At 53.7% G+C, this 20,730-nt stretch carries 15 protein-coding genes and 4 pseudogenes; 11 read left to right on the forward strand and 8 right to left on the reverse strand.

Features of this window, described 5'->3' with window-relative positions; genetic code table 11:
- Nucleotides 1-292: 292 nt before the first annotated feature.
- The 3 genes from EA472_RS21035 to EA472_RS21040 all read right to left on the reverse strand — a co-directional run bounded on the left by EA472_RS21035 (nucleotide 293) and on the right by EA472_RS21040 (nucleotide 4,059).
- Nucleotides 293-2,281 carry a hypothetical protein gene (locus tag EA472_RS21035; RefSeq protein ID WP_124193449.1) on the reverse strand — a complete coding sequence of 663 codons (1,989 nt, stop codon included), beginning with the start codon at nucleotides 2,279-2,281 and terminating at the stop codon, nucleotides 293-295.
- Between the two features lie 289 nt (nucleotides 2,282-2,570).
- Nucleotides 2,571-2,702 (reverse strand): hypothetical protein, encoded by a 132-nt coding sequence (locus EA472_RS23300; protein WP_279387195.1) that lies wholly within the window; start codon nucleotides 2,700-2,702, stop codon nucleotides 2,571-2,573.
- A gap of 505 nt (nucleotides 2,703-3,207) precedes the next feature.
- Nucleotides 3,208-4,059 carry a hypothetical protein gene (locus EA472_RS21040; RefSeq protein ID WP_124193450.1) on the reverse strand — a complete coding sequence of 284 codons (852 nt, stop codon included), beginning with the start codon at nucleotides 4,057-4,059 and terminating at the stop codon, nucleotides 3,208-3,210.
- A 99-nt stretch (nucleotides 4,060-4,158) separates the two neighbouring features.
- Here EA472_RS21040 and EA472_RS21045 point away from each other — a divergent pair, with 99 nt between their 5' ends.
- The 3 genes from EA472_RS21045 (at nucleotide 4,159) to EA472_RS21055 (ending at nucleotide 7,355) form a co-directional block, all read left to right on the forward strand.
- Complete coding sequence (locus tag EA472_RS21045) at nucleotides 4,159-5,619, forward strand: PD-(D/E)XK nuclease family protein (protein ID WP_124193451.1); 1,461 nt, start codon at nucleotides 4,159-4,161, stop codon at nucleotides 5,617-5,619.
- 295 nt (nucleotides 5,620-5,914) lie between these two features.
- Complete coding sequence (locus EA472_RS21050) at nucleotides 5,915-6,793, forward strand: PD-(D/E)XK nuclease family protein (RefSeq protein WP_124193452.1); 879 nt, start codon at nucleotides 5,915-5,917, stop codon at nucleotides 6,791-6,793.
- Nucleotides 6,786-7,355, forward strand: a complete 570-nt coding sequence (locus EA472_RS21055) for a hypothetical protein (RefSeq protein ID WP_124193453.1) — start codon at nucleotides 6,786-6,788, stop codon at nucleotides 7,353-7,355. The genes EA472_RS21050 and EA472_RS21055 overlap by 8 nt, the downstream gene beginning before the upstream one ends.
- 9 nt (nucleotides 7,356-7,364) lie before the next feature.
- Here EA472_RS21055 and EA472_RS21060 read toward each other — a convergent pair whose 3' ends face one another.
- On the reverse strand, nucleotides 7,365-8,747 hold the full coding sequence (locus EA472_RS21060) for a hypothetical protein (protein WP_243637928.1): 1,383 nt from the start codon (nucleotides 8,745-8,747) through the stop codon (nucleotides 7,365-7,367).
- Between the two features lie 2 nt (nucleotides 8,748-8,749).
- The gene (locus EA472_RS21065; protein ID WP_124193454.1) at nucleotides 8,750-11,848 is read right to left on the reverse strand and encodes an AAA family ATPase; all 3,099 of its coding nucleotides are present in this window, start codon (nucleotides 11,846-11,848) and stop codon (nucleotides 8,750-8,752) included.
- A 509-nt stretch (nucleotides 11,849-12,357) separates the two neighbouring features.
- On the opposite strand from EA472_RS21065, the gene EA472_RS21070 reads away from it, so the two are divergent.
- The 3 genes from EA472_RS21070 to EA472_RS21080 all read left to right on the forward strand — a co-directional run bounded on the left by EA472_RS21070 (nucleotide 12,358) and on the right by EA472_RS21080 (nucleotide 14,716).
- Nucleotides 12,358-13,125: a TIR domain-containing protein gene (locus tag EA472_RS21070; RefSeq protein ID WP_124193455.1), complete on the forward strand. Its 768-nt coding sequence runs from the start codon at nucleotides 12,358-12,360 to the stop codon at nucleotides 13,123-13,125.
- Nucleotides 13,122-13,589, forward strand: a complete 468-nt coding sequence (locus tag EA472_RS21075) for a RipA family octameric membrane protein (protein ID WP_124193456.1) — start codon at nucleotides 13,122-13,124, stop codon at nucleotides 13,587-13,589. The genes EA472_RS21070 and EA472_RS21075 overlap by 4 nt, the downstream gene beginning before the upstream one ends.
- A gap of 302 nt (nucleotides 13,590-13,891) precedes the next feature.
- On the forward strand, nucleotides 13,892-14,716 hold the full coding sequence (locus EA472_RS21080; RefSeq protein ID WP_124193457.1) for a hypothetical protein: 825 nt from the start codon (nucleotides 13,892-13,894) through the stop codon (nucleotides 14,714-14,716).
- Between the two features lie 319 nt (nucleotides 14,717-15,035).
- Here EA472_RS21080 and EA472_RS21085 read toward each other — a convergent pair whose 3' ends face one another.
- Nucleotides 15,036-15,758, reverse strand: coding sequence for a ribbon-helix-helix domain-containing protein (locus tag EA472_RS21085; protein WP_124193458.1), 723 nt, complete (start codon nucleotides 15,756-15,758; stop codon nucleotides 15,036-15,038).
- A 214-nt stretch (nucleotides 15,759-15,972) separates the two neighbouring features.
- Between EA472_RS21085 and EA472_RS21090 the strand changes: the two genes are divergently transcribed.
- Nucleotides 15,973-16,743, forward strand: a complete 771-nt coding sequence (locus EA472_RS21090; RefSeq protein WP_165874957.1) for a DUF2971 domain-containing protein — start codon at nucleotides 15,973-15,975, stop codon at nucleotides 16,741-16,743.
- 87 nt (nucleotides 16,744-16,830) lie between these two features.
- Here the strand turns inward: EA472_RS21090 and EA472_RS21095 are convergent, their stop codons facing one another.
- Together EA472_RS21095 and EA472_RS21100 are read right to left on the reverse strand one after the other, a co-directional pair.
- A complete protein-coding gene (locus tag EA472_RS21095; protein WP_124193460.1) occupies nucleotides 16,831-17,835 on the reverse strand; it encodes a tyrosine-type recombinase/integrase in 1,005 nt (334 codons plus the stop codon).
- Nucleotides 17,836-18,048: 213 nt separating this feature from the next.
- A complete protein-coding gene (locus tag EA472_RS21100) occupies nucleotides 18,049-18,639 on the reverse strand; it encodes a hypothetical protein (protein ID WP_243637929.1) in 591 nt (196 codons plus the stop codon).
- A gap of 748 nt (nucleotides 18,640-19,387) precedes the next feature.
- Here EA472_RS21100 and EA472_RS23355 point away from each other — a divergent pair.
- The 4 pseudogenes from EA472_RS23355 to EA472_RS21125 all read left to right on the forward strand — a co-directional run.
- Nucleotides 19,388-19,882: pseudogene (locus EA472_RS23355) on the forward strand (lytic polysaccharide monooxygenase auxiliary activity family 9 protein); the annotation flags it as partial.
- Between the two features lie 63 nt (nucleotides 19,883-19,945).
- Nucleotides 19,946-20,089: pseudogene (locus EA472_RS23360) on the forward strand (carbohydrate-binding protein); the annotation flags it as partial.
- Between the two features lie 57 nt (nucleotides 20,090-20,146).
- Nucleotides 20,147-20,260: pseudogene (locus EA472_RS23165) on the forward strand (carbohydrate-binding protein); the annotation flags it as partial.
- 238 nt (nucleotides 20,261-20,498) lie between these two features.
- Nucleotides 20,499-20,600, forward strand: a pseudogene (locus EA472_RS21125) (transposase); the annotation flags it as partial.
- Between the last annotated feature and the right edge of the window lie 130 nt (nucleotides 20,601-20,730).

Raw genomic sequence — 20,730 nt, forward strand, 5'->3', positions numbered from 1 at the left:
TCGCCGCCACCGCTGCTCGACCGGTTGATCGACGACGCACAGAAGATCCACCAGCAACGGCCAGTGTTACAAGAGACGCTCGCTACCGCTACGCAACCGAGGTGTGAGTCTTAGCTAAAGACGAATAATTGATAGGGTAGGTAGGGTATTAGTTACATCTATTCCAGCAGAAACTAACGGTAAAACGGGACATAGGGCCTCTACAAACGTCGCTGTTGGCAGTGTCCAGTCAGAATCGGAAATGATGCCCTGGTCTTCAGACTCAGATCACCAACTCACCCATAACAAGAGTCTATAATGGGTCGGTTGGTGATTTCCGTCTGTTTAGCTCTGGATATTTGACGAGCCCGTGCTCCGGGACTGATGACGTGAGACGGTACTCGTCGGCTCCGTAGGCTCCGGTTCCCTCACTCCGTTCGGCCACGCCGTGCTCGATGAGTTTCTTGAACGTCTCCCTGACCGATTCCTTGGCCACGCCGCTGTCGAACTGGGTTTCGATCCCTTCCTTCGTCTCCTTTAGTGTCGTCTTAGGGTGTTTTCGAAGGTAGTCGATAGCCGCCTGCTGTTTGTCTCCGAATACCCATGGATCAGGGATTGTTTTGTCTACCAATATGTCGTCAACGGTGTCGGTGCGGACGAATACGAGCGATCGGACACCTTCTTGCCCTGGTTTCCGTGCCCACCGTCCGACACACTGATTCGTGTGGTTTGCGCGAAGGCCATCAAGGATCTCCTGCGCTTTATCCGCGTCTGGTCCTTCGAAGCCCCGACCACGGGCTCGTCGTTCGCCCGTTCCTCCACATTTCTGACATCCGCTGCCCCCACAGTCACGACAATCAACAGTGTGAGGCGTGGCATCGAGTCCCTGCGCCGCAAGTAGATCGAGGACGTAGTCGTCGCCGGGATCGATACAGTTCGTGACGAAGCCAACCGGTTCTTCGCTGAACTCTCCGCGGCTTTTCTCTTCGCCGTGGTGCATTGTCCACTCGTCCGGGTCCTCTATTTCGACATGGCGCATCATCTCTTGGACTTCCTCCTCGACCCGACTTGGGGCGATCACTGCTCGAAAGTCTTCGTCGAAAATCGTTCGGAGCCATTCGATTACGACTCGTACCTCCTCGGAATTGAAGTAGTGCTTAACGGCGTACTCTGACCCAGCTGGTCGTGCAGAATCACCGATTTGGACGACCTCTAAGCCACGTTCGAACCGTCGCCACCGCTCGCGCTCGCCCTCGGTCATCAGTTTCTTCAACTCCAAGTTCTCGCCCACGTTCTGATGGAACTCGGGCATCGATGGCCAGGCGTCCAGACAGATCACGCTTCGGGCGTTCCCGAGCTCTGGGGTGTTCCACACCTTCTGAACACGATTGTCTTTATCGATTACTACCGTGACTCGGGTCCGACTGTAGCGGAAGTCGTTTGCGTTGATCTCTTCGAGCCGTGTCAGATCATGGGGAGCTGTGGCACTATGTCGTTCGTTGTCGTCAGGGGGACTCGACAGTGCCTTGTAAACTGCTTCCGTGATTGCGGGGGCCAGTGTATGTGCCTCTGTGTTCTTAATGAACCACTCCGGTTCAACGTCGTGATCAGTTTCGACCGTATCTTCTAATCGATCGAGGCCTTCTCTGGCCAATACGGCGAATTCCTCCCAGGTCTTCACGTATGCATCAATGTGTTTCAGCCAGGCGGTGACCATCTCCTGTATCCGCTGTTGTGTGAACTCTCCCCCCTGACTGACGTCACTGCTGAAATCAGGTTGTTCGTCGATAATGACGTTCGTATTGTCAATGAGGCTTGGTACATAAGCGAACTGATGAGTCGCGTGGATTACATCGACAGCTGGATCACCGTCTTCATCTCGCGGGATACCGTCATATTGGGTTTTAGCGTCACACGGAGAGCACGGTAGCTCACCCCCGTTGTGCTCTTCAAGATGGGCGTGGGCGGTGCTGAGCGTTGTTCCAGATCCTTGTCCGCATTGGTGATTGATCCACTCACTCGCTGGCGTTCCACTCGGGGTACTCACACTATCATTGTGTTCTCCAGCCGCAGTCTCGCAGATTTCGTCTCGTCCGTACAGGACGTGGTACGAAACACCAGCGTCCTCACTTTTTTCTACGGCTTCGTCGCGTGCGTCTGTCGTACCGTGAAGATGGACAACTGGTTCGCCGCCGGTCGCGACCAGGTCGGACCAAGAGGTTGTCGCTCCGTTCGTTGATTTCCCGCTTGCTGTTACTGCTGGGATCAGGCCGTACCCCTCCTGCGCCATCAGTTTCTGCATCTTTTCGGTCAGTCGTGATCGAACTACGGCGGTAGACGGCCACCCGAAATCACGATCAAGCCGAATATGCCGAGGTACGTTTTCGATGCGTCCGTGAGACATATCTGGTGATGTCATTATCTGGGGTCCAAATCGGGAGAAGCGATCAGAGGACAGCCGGAGCGAGCGAAAGATCCAAGCGGACCCCGTGCGTAGGTAATACCACGGAGTGCTCGGTCCTGGAATCCCGTGGGCTCCGATTCGGCCTGTCGCCGAGCCCTTTCCTGCTCGGCGTCCTCTAACCTACCGATTAGTCGTTGGTCTCCACCTCCTCGATGAGCCACGAGACGGTCGCATCGTAGTGTGGGAGTGACTGTTCCTCCTTCACCGCTTGGAGAGCATCCCGTGTCGATTTGTCGAGGCTGACCGTCGTGATCTCCATGATTCTATATTAATAGAGACGCTCCATACTTAATACCAGTTTTCCCATTCTGAACGTCGCTCCCCGTTTCTGCGTCACGAAAGTATGGTAACTGTGCATTCCGTCCTTGACAAAGCAACCAAACAAGCTGACAGCGTTCGATAGCCGATGTCAACTTCCTGATTCAGATGGTCGACATTTCAGGATCAAATTCACGACGAGAAGGAGCGCACTGCCAACAGGACCGATGGTACGAACTGCGCGAATCCACCGACATAGAAATCAGCGGTCAACTGGGATTTCGACCAGGGGGTGGGCCGAGGCTTTTATCATCGGGTGGGTGAGGGTGAAACAGACGGGTGGGGAGATCCTACCCGGATTTGAGATCAGCTGGCTTCATTGAAGGGGGCCTGAGAGTGCCCCGGCATCCAGTTTCAGCGTGTTTAGGGGCGACGAACGAGGGGGGCTACTTCACCATGTCCCCGTTCTCTCCGGCTCTTCGGTGAGTGGACCGCTGGAAGTTCAGTTAGTTCTCGTCCTCAAATTCATCCAGCGTGTCCATAGTGTCGAACTCGCACCGCCATGGAGCGTCTTCGGTCGTCGGCTCCAGCGCGTGCTCGATCTCCTTTTCGCTAAACGCTACCTCTGGCTCCCTGTAGCTGTACTCGGGCTGATCATACTCTAACACTCGCCGACGAAATTTCTTTCCGAGTACAGTATCCTCGTGGGGTCCAATGCGCGCGCCATGCAGACGGAAATGAGGCCAGCCACGACCTTTTCCCGCGCCAGGATACGTATGTTTGTCTACAGTCACGAATCCAATTTCCCCGTCTGGGTCCAGTTCCTCTTCAGTCACTGGTGGTTCGTATAGTGGTTCGTGGTCGTCGTCCTGTTTCACTCGTGCTCGGTCAACCATCGTGTTCGAGAAGTAGCCGTTGGCATGGGTGGTTTCTCGACTCGGCTGAGCCCGAGCACAGACGAGCGCGGCGGCAATAGCGCAGAGCCGGCGTGCCCATCCGTTGTCCTCCCACCTGTTTTTCGCGAGTTCTTCATATCGCAGGACGTGTTCGGTAGCTTCGTTCCCTGCGACCAAATCCTCGACACACACGAGGATAGCACGAGACCAATAGTGACTTTCGTACTTTGGACCAGAGCGAACGAGCTCCCACGCTGCGAAGGCCGCAGTTTCAGCGTCCGACCGACGCACTGCCTTCTGAAACAGGCTTGACATCACGTCCCGTCGATAGCCGCCCTTTGTCTCGTACCAAGGCATCTCCTCGTTGAAGTCGTTCAATTCCTGCTCGTCTTCATCATCTTCGTTGTCGACCGGATTACCGTGCAAATCCGTTTGCTGTCGCTCTTCGTTATTCTTTGCCATAGGGAAGTACCCATATGGATATTTGTGTTACTCGATTGTAAAGACATCTTTTATCTGATGGTTCTGACGGTAGTTGTGGTACAGAGTCGGTGACAGAAGATGGATTTCGATCATCGCACCAATGCCAACAGCTGCACAGGTAGTATTTCAGAAGACACGTTCGCGCACTTTTGGATCTGCGATACTTTGATTTCCTGTCACACACCAGTTCACCGTGTGTTAGTCGAAAAGCAACTACAGGAGTTGGTGCAGCGCCTAAACCGACTACCAGAGACGGATGAGCCCCCACCAACTACTCTCCAGATACTCGGCCGCCATCAACAGGAGCAGGACTGGCAAAGCCTCCTGTTTCACTTCCTCTCGCCCAAAGAAGGCCACGGCCTCAAACATGCACTCTTAGAACACCTCTTGTCGTCGCTATCCGAACGAGATGACTTGGACTACACGTTCTCTCGACTGGATCTTCAGGACATCAAGGTTGAAACCGAGGTCGTCACCTCCAATGATACCCGACCCGATGCGGTTCTCTGGCTACCAGGAGATTGGTTCATCTGCTGGGAGCTGAAACTTTGGGCGTCCGAGACACACAAGCAAACCAAAGCGTACATCGATGCCTCATCATTCCCGGCGATCGGACTATCGAAAGACGATGTGTCAGTTGACAATCGCTACTATATCTACCTCGCCCCCGAGAGTTCATCACCACCGGAAGCCAACGAGTTCGTTCAGATTTCATGGGAGTGGATCGCTTCGGAACTCCAAGCGTTCCTCGCGAAGAGCCAAGGTGGGTATCCGGCACGGACGACAGCACAGCTCGACGACTTCATCAGCACGATACAGCAGGAACTGATCATGACAGACCACCAAGAAAACCAGCAAGAGAAAGCTCAACTGTACTTTGACTACTACGACGAACTCCAAGACGTACAGGGCGCGTTTGAGAACCAGTGGGATGACTTCACGGATAACTGGGGTCTACGTCTCGCCCGAGATTTGAATAATGTCGAGATCGTGGAGATTCCAGATCTCTCCGACAACCACGTCGGGATCGAACTGCACCCAGACTCCGAAGACTCCGCTCGATGGGTTTTCCGCCAGGGAAGTTCTTGGGCGGGTATCGCCAAGGAACAGTGGCGGCGACGGAGAACAGATGACCACCCTGTTATCTACGGTGCCCCTGATGACGACAACTACGCCCATATCACGCTATATCATCGGCTTGAAAAGAATCGCAAGAAGGCGATCCAGGACGGTATATTAGAACTCACGCTTTGGCACGGCAACAGTAGCGACGATCAGTTCTATAAGCTGGTCAACGAGCGAGTCAGCAACAAGATCGACGAGCGCGAGTATGAACTTCCGCCTACAGTTGACTTAACCAGTCGTACTGGAAATATACTTACGGCAACGTACAATATCCCCATCGCCGAACACGACGACTTCTTTGATGCCTACACTGCGGGACTGGGGGGTGCGTTCGTTGACTTGGCTATTGAGAACTCCGAGCTCATCACCATCATCGACGAGGCTTTTATTGAAGCCTTGGCGGAGTACTACTAACCGACTTTCGTAACCCAGTGTCAAATCCTACCATCACAACAAGTTCAGGTACGCAAACGGTTGGACTCGTCTATATTTCTATAATGAGTGGGCCAGAGGTTGTCGAGGCGGTCCAGACACTCCAGAAACACTTTTCTGAAGAATACGTTCCTACGTTGTCGAACTGAGTTACTTCTCGTGAGCCGTCGGAGAGTTCGGTGACTGGACAAGTATGATAGTGGTACGCTTCGAACTCGCCGGTATCAATGCTACTCACTGATAATAACGAAGGCTCACGCGCAAAGGGTGGTACCCTATGAGCCAACTCGATTCATCTTGGCATGTGGTTGATGAATGGTGGCCCCGGTACACCGGTGGACTCACCGCCGAACTTGTCGAGCTACATGATGTCCTGCGCGAACTGAATGAGCAATGGGAGGCGAGCGCATGTCCGTTCGATGTTGACCCACTCGCGATCAACTGGACGACCGATATCCCGCAATCAGGGCCGCTGCGGACAAACCAGGAAGAAAACTGGTCCCGCTGGCTCGCCCAGCTGATCAGGGACTCCAAGGGGGCGTTCACAGCAGCGGTGTTCGACACGGGGCTCGATCCCCAGGGGCTGCAGGTTCGATGTGAAAAGGCGTTCCAGGACGAGCAGCTTCACGACCGGCGCGTCGACATTATCGCCCAAGGCCCGGATCGTGGCGTAACCGTCGAGGTGAAAATCGAGGACGAGCACTATGAGAAAACCGGGCAAGCGGCGTACTTGGCGGAGAAGAACGATCAACAGGGCCGCACGTGGGCGCACTATCTGTTGCTCCCGAAACGGAAAAGCGATGAACTCCAAGGATCGTTCGGCGACCGGGTCCGAGAGACCGACTCACGGGTCCGCATCGACCCGGTGAACGACGAGGAACGGCCCGTTACCGTCCTCTACTGGTCGGAAATTGCCAGAGCTATCCGTCAAACGATTCTGACCGATGCTGAGCCAAGCGATCACTGGCGCGCAAGCGGGTACCTGTTCACGACCCTGATTGAACAACGCATCATGGACTGTTATCCGCTGTCGACAATCGAACGGATCCAGACCGAGCGGGTGGGCATCTCGGATGTGACACGCCTACAGACAATCGACCCCGCCGAGCAGCTCGCCCACCTCAAAGCGACCCATACGGAGGTTCACCATGGATAATGACTTCATCACGGAGGGATTGGAATCGAACCGTTACCTGAAGGCCTACCACCTGGTGACTCGGTTTGAATCCGCGATCAATGAAGAACTGGAAGCCATGTCCCGGGCCGTCCGCGAAACCCATCCGACGCTTTTCGATCCCGATGAAAAGCCCACGGTTCGTGGGTACGATAGTCAGACCCTCCGCACGCTCCGGACAGAGGCCGACATGACCAAGGAGGATGAAGAAGGAAACAGCCTGACGATCAACGTGGGACTCGAATGGGTGAAACACACTGAGCAACCGCAAGGGGAGCCGACGGTCACCGAGGATACGTTATGTTACGTGCTGTATAAAATCAAGTATGGGTCGGAGCGCGTCTTCGAAACGGTGAAAGAGGCGACGCGAGAGGATGACCGATGGACTGAAATTCGCTTCGGGGAGGAACAATACGATGCTCCGCCGAAAGTCGCTCCCGGGATCGTGTATCGGCCAGTTGAAGTTGGTCAAGACGTATCAGACGGTCTGACGCTGTTAGGAGACCACTTTACAGAGGTGTACGCGCCGAAATTGAAAGGTTGAGAAGTTCCATTACAGCACGCTCGGGATGTCACCGCCAAATTGGAGGATCGAAATGTCCTCGGGCGACGATGTGTCGGTCTCCAACTGATCAATGAATAGCAGTCCTTTGACATTCTGTGACTGAAGAACGGACCCCCTCTCTTCGAGATAGTCGTTGTCGTCGGCTGTTGCGCGACGGACAAAGGCCATGTATTCCAATAATTCCCGCAAGCCGGTTGCCACATAATCGACATTGGACGTGTACTTCACTTCGCCGATAAATACCTGTTCCACCCGCAGCGTGTCGTCACCCGCCGGTGCTAATTTCTCAAGGACGATGTCCGGTCGACCGCCCCACAAGGTGTCCGACCCACCACGATCCAACAGGGAGTCGCTGAGATCTTGCCACTTTTCTAATATTTTTTGGGTCCGGTACAGGTATCCATCCTCGTCGACCTCTATGTCGGATAGGTCCTCGTGAAACGAGAGGTGTTCACCGGTCGAATCGTGATATAATCGATAGACAAACGAGTCGTCCTCCCACGAGGCGATGAGCGCGGGATTGTCCTCGCGAATGACCCGATAGGACACGTCCTCGAACGTGTTTAACAGGCGGAAAATCCAGTACAATTCGAACAACGTTGACTCTTCCTCCGGGCGGATCATAGTGTGGTTCAGGAGCTCGTGGGTTTCCTCGTCGGACAGGCGGTGACGCATCAACCGCCGATAGAGATCCAATAGGACTGCGGCATCACGGTAGAGCTCGCTCCGGGACCGTTTGACCGACTCGATCATCCGGGGGGTAATCTCTGTGTCCTCAACGTCGATGCGTTGCAAGTACACGTTGTTCTCATACAAGCGGAGCAGCCGTTCATGCGGCGGCTCGTTTCGCTCCGCTTCGTTCGGCTGGTGATGCCAATAATCCAGCCACTCATAGCCGCTGGGATCCTCAAGGGCGGGTTGTAACTCGTTTTCCAGGATGTCCCGGATGACGGTTAACAGCCGTTTGAGAACGAGGTTCTCTTCGATGTTGAAGTGACGCTCCTGTTGCACACAGACGAACCACGGCTCCGTCGGGTTGCCCGATCGCGACCGTCGTTTGGCACTGGCATGCCAGTCTACGTGCCCGCGGATCTCGCCATGGAAATCCTCGCGTTGGCCCGCTGTTTCCGTTTTCAACCTCCGAATCCGGTCGGAGAGCCGATCGACGAAGTCCACGACCCCTACGTCCCGATTTTCGTTAGATTGCGTGAGCACGAAATGGATCTTGAGCAACGAATCCACGTCGACGATATCCAGATCCGCGTGGGCCTCTCCAACCACGCTCTCGATCCGGACCCCTTTGCGCAAGTACGTATGGAAATCCGCCTTGATAGCGTCCACAATCCGCTCCGTATCGGTGCGGTTCGTCACACTTACTCACCCGATTCCTCGGACAGATCGGTTTGGAAGAAATCCTCCGCCGTCGCCCGGAGATCCTCCGGGTCATCTACGATCGATTCCAGCCCGTTTACGACGGATTTCAACTTTCCGCGCCGCAGCCCTTCCAATTGCGGGAAGACGTACATCACGATCGGGGACACGTAGTCCGGATCGCTGGGGGCCGACGCGATAAACCGGTACATGTCTTCGACGATCGCCGGCCCGATAGCGCGCTCTTGGTTCACTGTATACCACAACTCGCCGAGCGTCGCCAGCTGATCGTGATCTAGATCGGGATCATCGTCCCATACTTGGACGTACTGATGGACCAAGTCCGCAAGTTCATCCGATCCACCCGGTTCACTGGGGTATGGGAGGTCCGGGGTTCCGACCGGGATGAACGCCCATCGACGCATGAACGCGTAGGACATCTCGTAGAGTGAAGTTTTATCGAGCGTGTTCATGGTCGAGATCATCCGCCAGTCAGCAGGCATGTAATAGCGATTCGGGCGGACGGTCGCGTCGCGGCGGGATGCATCGACGATCTCGATGTCCTCACCGTTCTCGTGCTTGAATGGGAGGGTCACCGATTCGCCGGTCAACGCCGAAAACAGCGCGCCGAACGCTTTGTCGATATCAGCTCGGTTCAACTCATCGATGACTAACCACTCGTTAGCGGGCGTTCCTTCCTCGTCAGCGTGAAACCGCTCCAAGATCACCCCTGGCTCGAAGCGGAGTTCCTGTTCCCGCGTGGATTGATAGCCGCCGATCGTATCGAAAGTCGACCAGTCGGCCGATCCGGTCACCAGCTCAAACTGATCAGGACCAACGACGGCCTCGCAGATCTCACGTGCCAATTTGGTTTTTCCGGTCCCTGGCGGCCCGAACAACAGGATGTGCGATCCTTCGCGGAGAGCTTGGCTCACTCGGGATTCAATGCGGTCCCAATCCTCGAAATACAACCCGCCAGCAGAAATCTCGATGTCGTCCAGATCGACGCTCAATCGGGTGTTATAATCGGCATATCGGTCCGGTGTGTCGTCGGGAGGCAATTCAATCCGTCCCTCGTAATTCTCGCTAAACGCCCAATCAGCGACTTCCAGCTTCGTCGCCGCTGCTGGGATCCGTTCGTCCATCTCGCGTTCCATCAGCTCGCGTAAGTCGAACTCATCGTGGGCGTGCCGCACCTGAGCGGAAAAGTTGCGGTACTCCTCCACAGAGGGGGTTCCGTTTGGTGGCTCATATCCCAACGCTTCCATCCCGGCACGTGATCGTTTGTTCAAGATTGCGTACGTGTCGGATTCGACGGCGCGGAGGATCTCCGTTGCCTTGGACACACCCATCTGGTGAAGGTCGAGCAAGGGTGACAGATCGCCCGACTCTCGGGCCGATTCGATCGCTGATGCCACCTCGTCAGGTGAGTGCTCTTCAAACAGCTCGTGGGGCCAGTGTTGATACGCCATCGACCCCCAGAAATGATCGGCATCGACGAGCTCAACGAAGATCTCTTTCGACGGGTCAGCCAGGAACTTCTCGATCTGCTCCCGTTTCGCAAAGACCATCTCCCAGTACCCCTCCGTGGGCCTGTTCGGGGGCTCGGGATCATACCCCCGCGTTTCCAGAAGCGCCCCCAGATGCGCCGACTCCACTGCGAAGATCGACGCTAACGCATCGGGGCAGTGGGTGAAGTAATGCCCTTGATTGAGGGATAAGTGCTTGTTGTAGATGATTTTGTCATACTCTTCACGGATCTGCTCTAACGTCTCTGCGTGGTCTGGGTTTTCGAGGACGTCATCGTAAATGCGGACTGGGGGTTCGATCTCCTCGTACCCGTTGAGCCATCGAAGATATGCGCCACTGGCAACTTGCTCTTCCGACCACCGATCGTGGGGTGGATTCTGGAAGTCGTCGATCAACTCGGAGTCGATCACTGATACACCCACGATCGCATACTTGTCCTGGTCTAAATGCAACACGATGTCACCGACAGCAGCCTCCCGCATCTCCTCCCACTGTCGGCGACCGGCTGGATCGGTCCCTGGTGCCAGCAACGCTTTGCCCAGGGCGTATTCGCCTTCCTGCTTATACGGCCGGTTCCTGACGCGGGTTTTTTCGATCCAGACGTCGGGGTCGGCTTCCGGAACGGTTCCGCCAACACCGGCGACCAGCCCGTACAAGGGTAGCAAGTCGTCGAATCGGTTCGCGATTTCGGGAATGAGGTGCGTCCCCAACTCTTCGATGTCGTCCTCACTCAAGGGCGAGTAGATTCGAAAGTGGTCGTCCAGCCCGTCGAGAAACTCGTCCCACTCCCCGTCGATGCGGTCGCTTGCCCAACTTTCCGTCCCGAGGGCAACTTCGAACGAATCCAATGCCCGAACACGACGAAGAAACTCATCTCGGTGTGCCTGGAGGTTAGAACGCACCTCGTCGCGGAGTTGCTCATCAGCGCCTTCGTCGAGATGGAGCGCAACATCAGCGGGTGGTCTCGTTGTATCAGTGTCCGTACGCACGGTGAATTGGAGTTGAACACCGTCTTGTGGTCGTTCGTATCGCTCTCGATAGTCCTGATGGGCCACCGCAAGCCAACAGAGTTCCCGATATTCGACCTCCCCTTCGGGTCCCGGTTGTCGGTGCGGCTGTGATGTATATGGCGAGTCGTTTTTTCGACCTACTCCCGACCAGACGAAGTCCTCGAATTTCGGGTGGTCTTGCAAAACGTCCCGTAGAGCATCCCTTACCTCCTTGAGCCGATCGTTCGCTTCTTTCGTGTTCTCTGGCGTCCCATCCAGGAGATCGAATATGTCCGTCGATAGTCCTGGTAGATCCCGCTCACTGCCGGTCATCATGATCCGGTAGGTTCCTTGATCGCCCAGAAAAGCAACTTTGCCTTGATCTCGTAAGCTCTGAAGTTGTTGACGTATCTTCGCACGGATGTTCTTGTTACGTGGATATTGGCGGGCGAGTCGTTCCTCTGAAAATTCATACAGATCATCGAGAGTTACGACACCGGTATCATATTCCTCGCGATAGCTGCGAAGTTCCCTCTCGACGGTATCGATCCATGATCGATCTTCACCCTCCTCACTGTTCATATGGGTTTTAATGTACGAAGATTAAGACTAATACCTCACGATTGTCGGTCAGGTGGAGTGAGGAGTGGATGAGAGAGCGGAAAAAGACCTGCCAACAGCCGCGGTCACCCGAGTAGAGATGGTTACCTTTCGAGGTTTACTGGACAAGCGCACAGAAGCAGTGGGAATTACCTATATTTCCATGGTTCTTGCCTAATCTGGTGAAACAACAATCTGATCAGTGATATTGTCACGAGTTGACGTGCAAGATGAAGGGCGCGTATACAGCAGTGGTTAGATACAGTGCTTGATACGAAGTCTATGACTGACGAAGCCAGTTTCCTTACGCAAGATCCTACGTGGTAACAAGTTCATACGTGAATAACCAAAGAACGTGTACGAAAATCGAAAACCGACCGCATCATTGTGACCAGCAAGATCGAACAGAAAACGGCTGTAAGCCGTCTCCGATGTCCACTTCCACACCGCTCTGGCCAACCTTATTGTCATGACTCCCTGACAATCCGGTAATGAGCTGGCAACATCACATCGACCGTGCGAGAAGGTCTACGGTCCCGGTCGCCGTCGACAAGCAACAGGCCGGGCCACTCCCACCCGGCTTCGAAGCACAGGGACTCACGATTAACGGTCTCTGGGGTGTCTACGAGCGCCAACGCGGCCTCGAAAAGATTCGGATCACTGAACTCCCCGCCCAGTACCGGGTCTCGGTATCCAACCCCGTCGCCGGAAACAACCAGCTCTCGCAACCTGACGGCCAGTTGAACCAAGGTGGAGACGCCCTGAAAGGACTCGCGGCCCTCGGACTGGGAGCCCTCGGCGCAGTCGCAATCGGGAAGGCGCTCAAGGGCTCGCAGCAAAACACCGTTCCCGACCCGAAACAAGCACACCGTGTGTTCATCAGCCACTCCTGGACCTACGAGGATCACTATCAAGAGGTGAAAGAACTGCTCGATGACGCATACGGGTTCGAGTACTTCGACCACAGCGTATCCTCCGACGACCCGATCGACGCCCAGCTACCGAACCACCTCCGGAAGAAGATTCGGGACCAGATTCAGTCGACATCCGTCGTCCTCGTGTTAGCCGGGATGTACGTGGCATACAGCGACTGGATCCAGGAGGAAATCGAGATAGCGAACGAGATGGAGAAGCCGATTATCGGCGTTTTCCCTGCGGAGAACGACCGTGCACCTACTATCGTACAGGAGAAGGCCACGGAACTGGTCGAAGCCGATGAAACCGAAATCCTGGACGCGATCGAACGGCACGCAACATGACTCAGGACGACGGTGGCTCCGATGGCGACCGATCAGAGTTGATCAACCAGTACACAACCTACGTGGATACGACGTTGAACGTTAGCAACCGGCGGATGCGGAACAATCGGTTCTACGTCCTCCTTCTCTCCGGCACCCTCGCCGTAGTCTCCGTGCTCGCGGACACCCAGATCATCGAGGAGGTCGGGCTCCTACTCGCCGGCCTACTCGGCTTGGCGCTATGCGTACTCTGGTATCTCAGCATCGTCTCGTACAAGCAGCTGAACAGCGGGAAGTACGAGGTCATCCAGGCGATGGAGGAAGACTTGCCGGCGGAGCCGTTCGCCGACGAATGGGACGTCCTTGACGAAGGAGAAGACTGGTGGACCTACATCACTCATACCCGTGTGGAACGGAAAATCCCCGGCGTTCTCGCCGTCCCATATCTTCTCATCACGATCTACGCGATCATCCGGCTCCTGTGAACGCACCGGTCACACCTGGTTCAGAGGGGTGAGGACTCTCAATCAACTCACCAAAGTTCTATGAGATCTGATTGATCAGAGCCCGTTGCGGTACTTTTGCCTCGCCTCACGCTGTTCTTCTTTCGTCCGGCGGTCGTAGTGTTTGACGAGTACCTCTGTGCTGACGCCCATCTGCTCTGAGGCCACATCATTTGGGTTCTCAGGTGGTAGGCGCACGAACGGTTGGACTCCACAAGAGTCTATCTTAATCCAGAAGACGATATTCAAATAGACTTTTTAGTACGGCATTCATGCTATCTAACATGAATATGGATAGAAAGGTGGAGGATTCTAATCTCCAAAAAGAGAATGTAGTTGAATATTCTGATGATGATGATGATAGCTTGGATAACTTTTGTGATGACTATCTCCAAAGCAAACAAGATGTGGCTGTGTATAAGAAATCAAAGAAATATGCGAAATATGGAGTCGTGGCAACAGCGGGTATACTTTATATCGCAGCTGGTTTCTATTATGAATCTTGGTCGGAATATTCACACTGGGTAACAGCCCTCACTATATCTGGTCTTTTTCTTGGATTTATCACAATAATGCTATGGAATAACGCTAAGAACTCGGATATTGATGAGGAGAAGGTTGATTTTCATGACATTGCAGCACTTATAGATGCATATAACACAGAAGGTGTCGAAGGCCTTCTTATAGAATACAATAGTTTAGAAGACCGCTTCAAAAATAATGCACTTATATCTTCAAAAAGGCGGAGTGATTTTAGAAATTTTGTGAGTTCAATAGATCTTGAAAACGACTCCAATAACCGCGCAGAGATACAAGGTGCATTGAAGATTCTAGCAGATGACGCAATAAGAATTGACAAAAAAGAAATAACCGCCCTGCATCAAGAAAAAAGTACAGACATACAGGGTAATGATCCTGGTATAATTACAATTGTGTCATCTGCTATCAATTCAAAGAATATCAATAGTGAATACTTGTTCTGGACGCTCTTTTTTATAGCAGCAGGTATCGGTGTAGTGATAGCGCTTTGGCAGGGTCACGGATGGGGAGTCCTTATTGTTACAATTTTGTTCTTCGGATTACGGTTCTACGATAATAGAAATTCGTAAATATACCATCATATAATTCTGACTGAAATCCTCTATATTCCCATAACAAGTGGCCCGGAGATCGTCAAGGCGCTACAGTCACTCCAGAGACACTTTTCAGAAGAGTATGCCCGTCTGTTTTTGAACTGGTTGAAGTCGAGATGCTATTGATCTTATTGGAAACCGGCTTCGCAATCCCAACTTTGGGCTTGGATCGGGGGATCTCGGCGGGCCTGGTGTACAAGACTTCTTCGCAGAGAGCGGGGTTCTTACAGCGGCGGGTGTGCGCGAAGAGTTAGGAGCTTAGACCATGTGAGCGGCGGATTAGCCAGAACAGGCTTTAGTAGAGACCCGATTTTTCCCAAGGCATCGTCGTAGCTTGGGGGTCTGCATCAGCGGCCCACTGCTCTCTGAAGGCGTTAATCACTGATCGCTTGTTCTCGTCATGCAGTTCATGAACGGTATACTGTCCTGGGGAAACGGGAAGATCCGCCTCGGGGGCATCCACGGGGTACTTACCTTGCATCGTTTTCAGAGGTACGGCATCATTTCCTTCGCCAACTATTTCGACTTGAATCGGTGTGCCTGGTGGGATGTAGACAATCCGGCCAAACTCAACATCGGCGAGAGACAGGTTGCCACGGAGATAAACTAAACCACCATCCCGCCGTAGTTTTTCCATCTTACGAAGAGTTACTGGACCATCTTGTTTTGCCGGGTCTCCGTCCACATCTGGATTGTTTTCTTTCCGTTGAAGGACTACATCGTATGAGGTTGCCTCTCCGGCATCAGCACCGTGATAGAATACTTTTCCCTCCCGAACAAGCCTCTTTCTGGACTCTTCGTCGATACCAGACTTGTCGTGGTTTAGCATTACGTGTCTGAGCTGTCCACCTGCTGTCGTGCGTGTATCTCGTTCGTATACGCTCTCGCGAACGCTTTGCCTGATGAACTCAGAGCGACTGTTAAAGCCCTGCTTAGCCATCGACTCATCGATGAGGTCTAAGAGAGTTTGCTCCATCCTTACCTGAGTCCGTTCCGAGGATCTGTCGTCTTCCGGCATACGCACGTGAGTTGTATGCACTCACAAAAAGTTCTTGTGGTGAACGACGCACACACGTGAGTCGAAACGACACACCCATCCGGAGACTGATTTCTCTGCGCGACAATGCCAACAGCCACAAATGAACAAGCTACAATAACCGAGATATAACATGCCTGTAGTCCGTTTCCGAGGCTTTCGACATTATCCCGAAGATCGAGATGTCTGGCGCTATATGGATTTTCCCTCGCTTTTATGGATTCTGGAAAACAAAAAGATACATTTCAGCTCACCAACTGATGACTTCGATGATCGATACGAAACAACTCTTCCAAAAGCATGGTACGAGTTCCGAGAAGAACAATGGAAAGACTTTGGTGATGCTTGGGATCACGATCCTGATGATTTCTGGGAAGAGAAAACCAAGCAAAGGAAACAGATGCGTGACAATATCTATGCTAACTGCTGGCACACAAATCAAACAGAATCTGCTGCAATGTGGGATCTCTACGGAGAATCCGAATATACCGTTGCTATTCGAACGACTGTAGGTGATCTAAGGACTGCGTTCGACTCCCAAGATGATTACGCAATAGCTATCGGTGACGTCGAGTACGTTGATTTCGACTCAAGCCAAGACGAGATCTTAGAAGAGGATCTGAAAAAGATTCGAGGAGTTCATTCGGGAAATGCCGATTCTATTGGCCTAACGTTATTGAAAAGAAAAGAGTTCTCCCACGAGAAGGAACTACGATGTGTTGTACTTGATGGGGCGGTACCGGACTGGTTGGAACGAGTCCGCGATTACTCCCCAGAGCGGGAAATCAGCCCGCCTATAGACGTTCCAATAAATATAGATCAGTTGATCAATGAAATACGTTTGCCGCCTGGGGCGGGTAGTTGGTTTATTGAAACAGTTATCGATGCCATAGAAAACAATCGAAATACGAGATTCTGTCGAAAGCAAATACGACCTTCGCAGTTAGATTCTGAGCGCCATCTATAGAGCGTTTGCTGTCTTAAGACATGTCCTAATAAGTTGGTATAATGGGAAGGAAGATCGAGAAGTAGATTGTTTGAGGCTATTTGTCGTTCATAGTCCGTCGAGGTATTTCTGTCTCGCCTCCCGCTGTTCCTCTTTGGTCCGACGATCGTAGTGCTTGTCGAGGACCTCCGTGCTGACGTTCATCCGCTCTGACGCAACATCTTTCGGGATCTCGGCCTTCCGGTGGTGCGTGATCGAGCCACGGCGGACTGCGTGTGGGCTCACCGAACTCGGACACTTACTGGCCCCGTCGCGATTACCCGCTTCACACTCCAAGAGATCCCGATCATGAGGACACTCGTTCGTGTAATGGCACGGGCGTGTGAGGGTGTAGACTCGGAACTGAAGCGTCGTCTTGTGGGGGCGACCGTGAGTGGTACCTAACAAGGGTACACGGCCGTGTTCGTCCTCCGCCATCGGGTGGTGCATATCAATGTAGTCATCGATCACCTCGCAGAGTTCGGGTTTTAGGGTAATCTGTCGCTCGCCGCGTTCCTTGTTCTTCAGCGGTGTCCCCTGCTCGGGCTTGTGTAATATCTCAAGGTACTGCTCTGCGGAGTGGTAGTCGCTGAGATCCAGGGCTCTGGCTGTTCCTGACCGTATTCCGGTGTGCCACAACAAGTAGAATGTGACGTGCCGAGGAGTTGCGTACTCGAACTTCTCACAGTATTCAAGGATACGTTCAGCCTCTTTTGACGTGACGAGGACGTCTCGGGTGTCTTCGCCGACATCGATGTCGGGCATCCTCATCTTCTCGTTGATCCGTTTTGGGGCAGCGTCGATGCTTTCGCAGAACTGGAGGAAGACTCGTAGCGTCCAGAGCTGGTTCTTGAGCGTTACGTTCGCCAGCCCATCGGCTTTGCGCCACTGCTTGTACTCCAGCAGCTTCTTGCCGGTGATGTCGTTCATGTCGTCGAAGCCAGTCTCGTCACACCATTCGAGGAACCGCTTGAGCCGTTCACGGTGGCGGTTGTGAGTCGAATGAGCGAGGTCGCCTTTCCGGTCTTTCAGGTACAGTTCAACTGCTTCTTCTGGGGTTGTTGGTTCCAGCATACGTGATCTCCTTGTAACCGGAACCAGGAAACGGAGGTACGAGCAATGGTGACTGGTCTGTGCGGTCTGCGAGCGCCGAAGGCGTGAGCGAGTGGACGAGCCGCAGGACGTTTGAGCCTCGGTGGCCTGACCACGCCGAGGTTGTGTGAGGCCGAAGGCCGAACGACCGAGGCTGGGAGAGCGCCCCGGGTTCAAATCCCGGCGAGTCCATTTTCAAAAAAGGGTTTCAGGCCCGCTACCCTCCGAATTCCGTTCCCTCGGGGGTTTTCGTCGCTGTTCCATCTTCTCGCGGCCCGTACGCCGGTCGTAGTGGCGATCCAGGATATCAGAGGAGACGTCGCACCGATCGCTGACGATCTCCTCGGGAACGTCCTCGCGCAACTGGAAGGTTATCGACCCCCGTCGGATCGTGTGCGGCGAGAGGCTGCTCGGACACTCCGAGTAATGACCGTAGAAGCGCGCCTCGCAGTCTTCCGGATCGCGGTCGTGCGGACACTCGTCGTACAGGCACGGCTGGGTCAGCTGGTACACCTTGGATCGAATCTGACCGGAACTGAGCCGGCCGCGGTCGCTCGTGATCAGCGGCTCGCGTCCGTAGTCGTCGACGACGTCGTGCCGGTGAAACCGGATGTACTCGTCGATGACGTCGCAGTAGTAGTCGTCGAGCGCGAGCGGCCGTTCGGCCGCATCCTGGTTCTTCAACGGGGTATCCGACTCGGGGCGGTGTCGCAACCAGACGCACTGTTCGTCCGGTTCGTAGTCGTCGAGGTCGATCGCCAGATTCGCACCTCGAACGGACGGCACCGCCGCGATTGTAACAACCGCACTGGTTTTCAGCCTAAGAACTCGCTCAGAGCCGCCGCTCGAGTATCACGTCCCGCGAGGAGGATGGCCTAGAAGAGTTCTCACACCCCCTATGCAGATACCCGGCGAATGGTAAGTACAGGCGGAGAACTGTGCACTCACCGCGAGCGAACGCAGTGAGCGAGCGGGCCGACGACCGACCCGGAGGGGAGGGAGGAGTGCTTTTAATCAACATCGCTCTTGAGTAGCACATTGTTGATCGAACGCAGTCTTGCGGTTTTACGTAGGCAGACTGAAGTTGAGTTACGGCTTTGGCTCCGCTCTACACGTCGCTCTGTATCAATCGAACCAGCGACCGAATCGGATCAACAATCATCCACAGAAGAGCGTTGTATCCGTAGAATTTTCCCTCGTGATAGCCCAGGATCACTCCTTCGACGTCGCCGTCGGAATCTACAAAACACGAAGGGAGGGATTCACACGAACAGAGTAACAAACAACATCAAAATAGGATAAAATAAATATCTAGTTCCTTGTGTTAATATAATTGATAGAAAAATGTATATAGTATCCAACTCTATATAGGGTTGGATCGTAAATGACGACAGAAACAACAATAGACAGAACAGATGAAAATAATAGGGCGCCACGTGTCACGAGATCACGTGTCGCAAAAATAGGGCTCATTGTCTTCTTTGTAATGGTTCTCGGAATCTTTGCGGTACAGATGGCCGCTGGACATGGATCCATGGAAGATCCACCGAGTCAGACGTACTACTGTAATTTCATAGATGATGGAGACAACGAGATGTGCCAATATGCCTACGAGGAGAACCCGCAGTCAGTCTATGACTGGCACGAAATAAACATCGCGGATGCTGACAGCAACCACCAGGAACTCATTGATGACGGTGAACTCTGTAGCGCCTCACGCGATAAATACGATGCGTTCAATGAACCAGGTGACTGGCCGACAACGGAGATAGAGCCTGGTGAGCAGACGCTTACCTATGAAGCATCCGCGCCACACGAAACCGAGTACTTCCAAATCCACATCACCGAGGATGGATGGAACCCAGACACTCGGCTTGCATGGGATGACCTGGAATTGATCCACGAGACTGATCCATTTAGCCCTGATAGAACGATAACCATCGATGGTGTAGATGTACCTGAGCGCAATGGAGAGCACGTAATCTACACGATCTGGCAACGGTCGGATTCGCCGGAAGCGTTCTATTCGTGCTCCTATGTTGACTTTGACGGTGACGGACCCGACAACGGTGACGATCCCGACCACGACGTGTGGGACTCTGATGAGACCTACACGAGTGGCGATAAAGTCGTTCACGATGGTGCTGTTTGGGAGGCCAATTGGTGGACTCAGGGTGACGAACCCGGTAGCTCCGAGTGGGGTCCATGGGAACACGTCGAGGACGTCGATGACGACGACAATGGTAACGATGACGACTCACCTGACGCTGATGAATGAGACCCTGATGCGGCCTACAATGAAGGAGACCAGGTTAGCCACGACGGCGAAACGTGGGAAGTCCAGTGGTGGACTCAGGGTGACGAACCCGGTAGCTCCGAGTGGAGTCCATGGGAACAAGTAGATTAGTGAGAAGCTAACACTTCGACCTGAAGAATCGAATTGACACCTCTTTTTTACGGTTGCTGATTGGGTAGCGAGCAGGAAGGACTATGACCGAATGATAGTCCCTGTGATTCACGTTTTGTGTCGGTGCACCCGTCCTTCAATGGATCGACGCTCTTCTGTAGGAGATTGTTGATACAGCTCAGCTGTGGCTGTGGAATCGAAGAGGGCAAGGACACCGCGTCAGCGGTGTCCATTAGGCATGATTCCGCTAGATGTGTTTGGGTCGGAATCGGTCGCAGCGGACCTGTTGGCGCAGGTTCGCTGGCGTAACGGTGGTACTTGCCCTCGCTGCCGTTCTGACCTAGAGTGATTAGCGCAACGGATGAATACGTAGCCAGCGTATTCTCCGTGATGGCGGAAGTACGTCGGTTTGAGGTCGTCGAGCATCTGTCGAACACAGAATTGAACCAAGCGATCGAGGAGGCACAGAA

It is taken from the genome of Natrarchaeobius oligotrophus, assembly GCF_003841465.1.
Classification (GTDB): domain Archaea; phylum Halobacteriota; class Halobacteria; order Halobacteriales; family Natrialbaceae; genus Natrarchaeobius; species Natrarchaeobius oligotrophus.

Excerpts from the sequence above, each read along its gene's own strand:
- EA472_RS21035 (WP_124193449.1), bottom strand. The coding sequence starts at position 2,281 with ATGCAGAAACTGATGGCGCAGGAGGGGTACGGCCTGATCCCAGCAGTA.
- EA472_RS23300 (WP_279387195.1), bottom strand. The coding sequence starts at position 2,702 with ATGGAGATCACGACGGTCAGCCTCGACAAATCGACACGGGATGCTCTC.
- EA472_RS21040 (WP_124193450.1), bottom strand. The coding sequence starts at position 4,059 with ATGGCAAAGAATAACGAAGAGCGACAGCAAACGGATTTGCACGGTAAT.
- EA472_RS21045 (WP_124193451.1), top strand. The coding sequence starts at position 4,159 with ATGGATTTCGATCATCGCACCAATGCCAACAGCTGCACAGGTAGTATT.
- EA472_RS21050 (WP_124193452.1), top strand. The coding sequence starts at position 5,915 with ATGAGCCAACTCGATTCATCTTGGCATGTGGTTGATGAATGGTGGCCC.
- EA472_RS21055 (WP_124193453.1), top strand. The coding sequence starts at position 6,786 with ATGGATAATGACTTCATCACGGAGGGATTGGAATCGAACCGTTACCTG.
- EA472_RS21065 (WP_124193454.1), bottom strand. The coding sequence starts at position 11,848 with ATGAACAGTGAGGAGGGTGAAGATCGATCATGGATCGATACCGTCGAG.
- EA472_RS21070 (WP_124193455.1), top strand. The coding sequence starts at position 12,358 with ATGAGCTGGCAACATCACATCGACCGTGCGAGAAGGTCTACGGTCCCG.
- EA472_RS21075 (WP_124193456.1), top strand. The coding sequence starts at position 13,122 with ATGACTCAGGACGACGGTGGCTCCGATGGCGACCGATCAGAGTTGATC.
- EA472_RS21080 (WP_124193457.1), top strand. The coding sequence starts at position 13,892 with ATGAATATGGATAGAAAGGTGGAGGATTCTAATCTCCAAAAAGAGAAT.
- EA472_RS21085 (WP_124193458.1), bottom strand. The coding sequence starts at position 15,758 with ATGCCGGAAGACGACAGATCCTCGGAACGGACTCAGGTAAGGATGGAG.
- EA472_RS21090 (WP_165874957.1), top strand. The coding sequence starts at position 15,973 with ATGGATTTTCCCTCGCTTTTATGGATTCTGGAAAACAAAAAGATACAT.
- EA472_RS21095 (WP_124193460.1), bottom strand. The coding sequence starts at position 17,835 with ATGCTGGAACCAACAACCCCAGAAGAAGCAGTTGAACTGTACCTGAAA.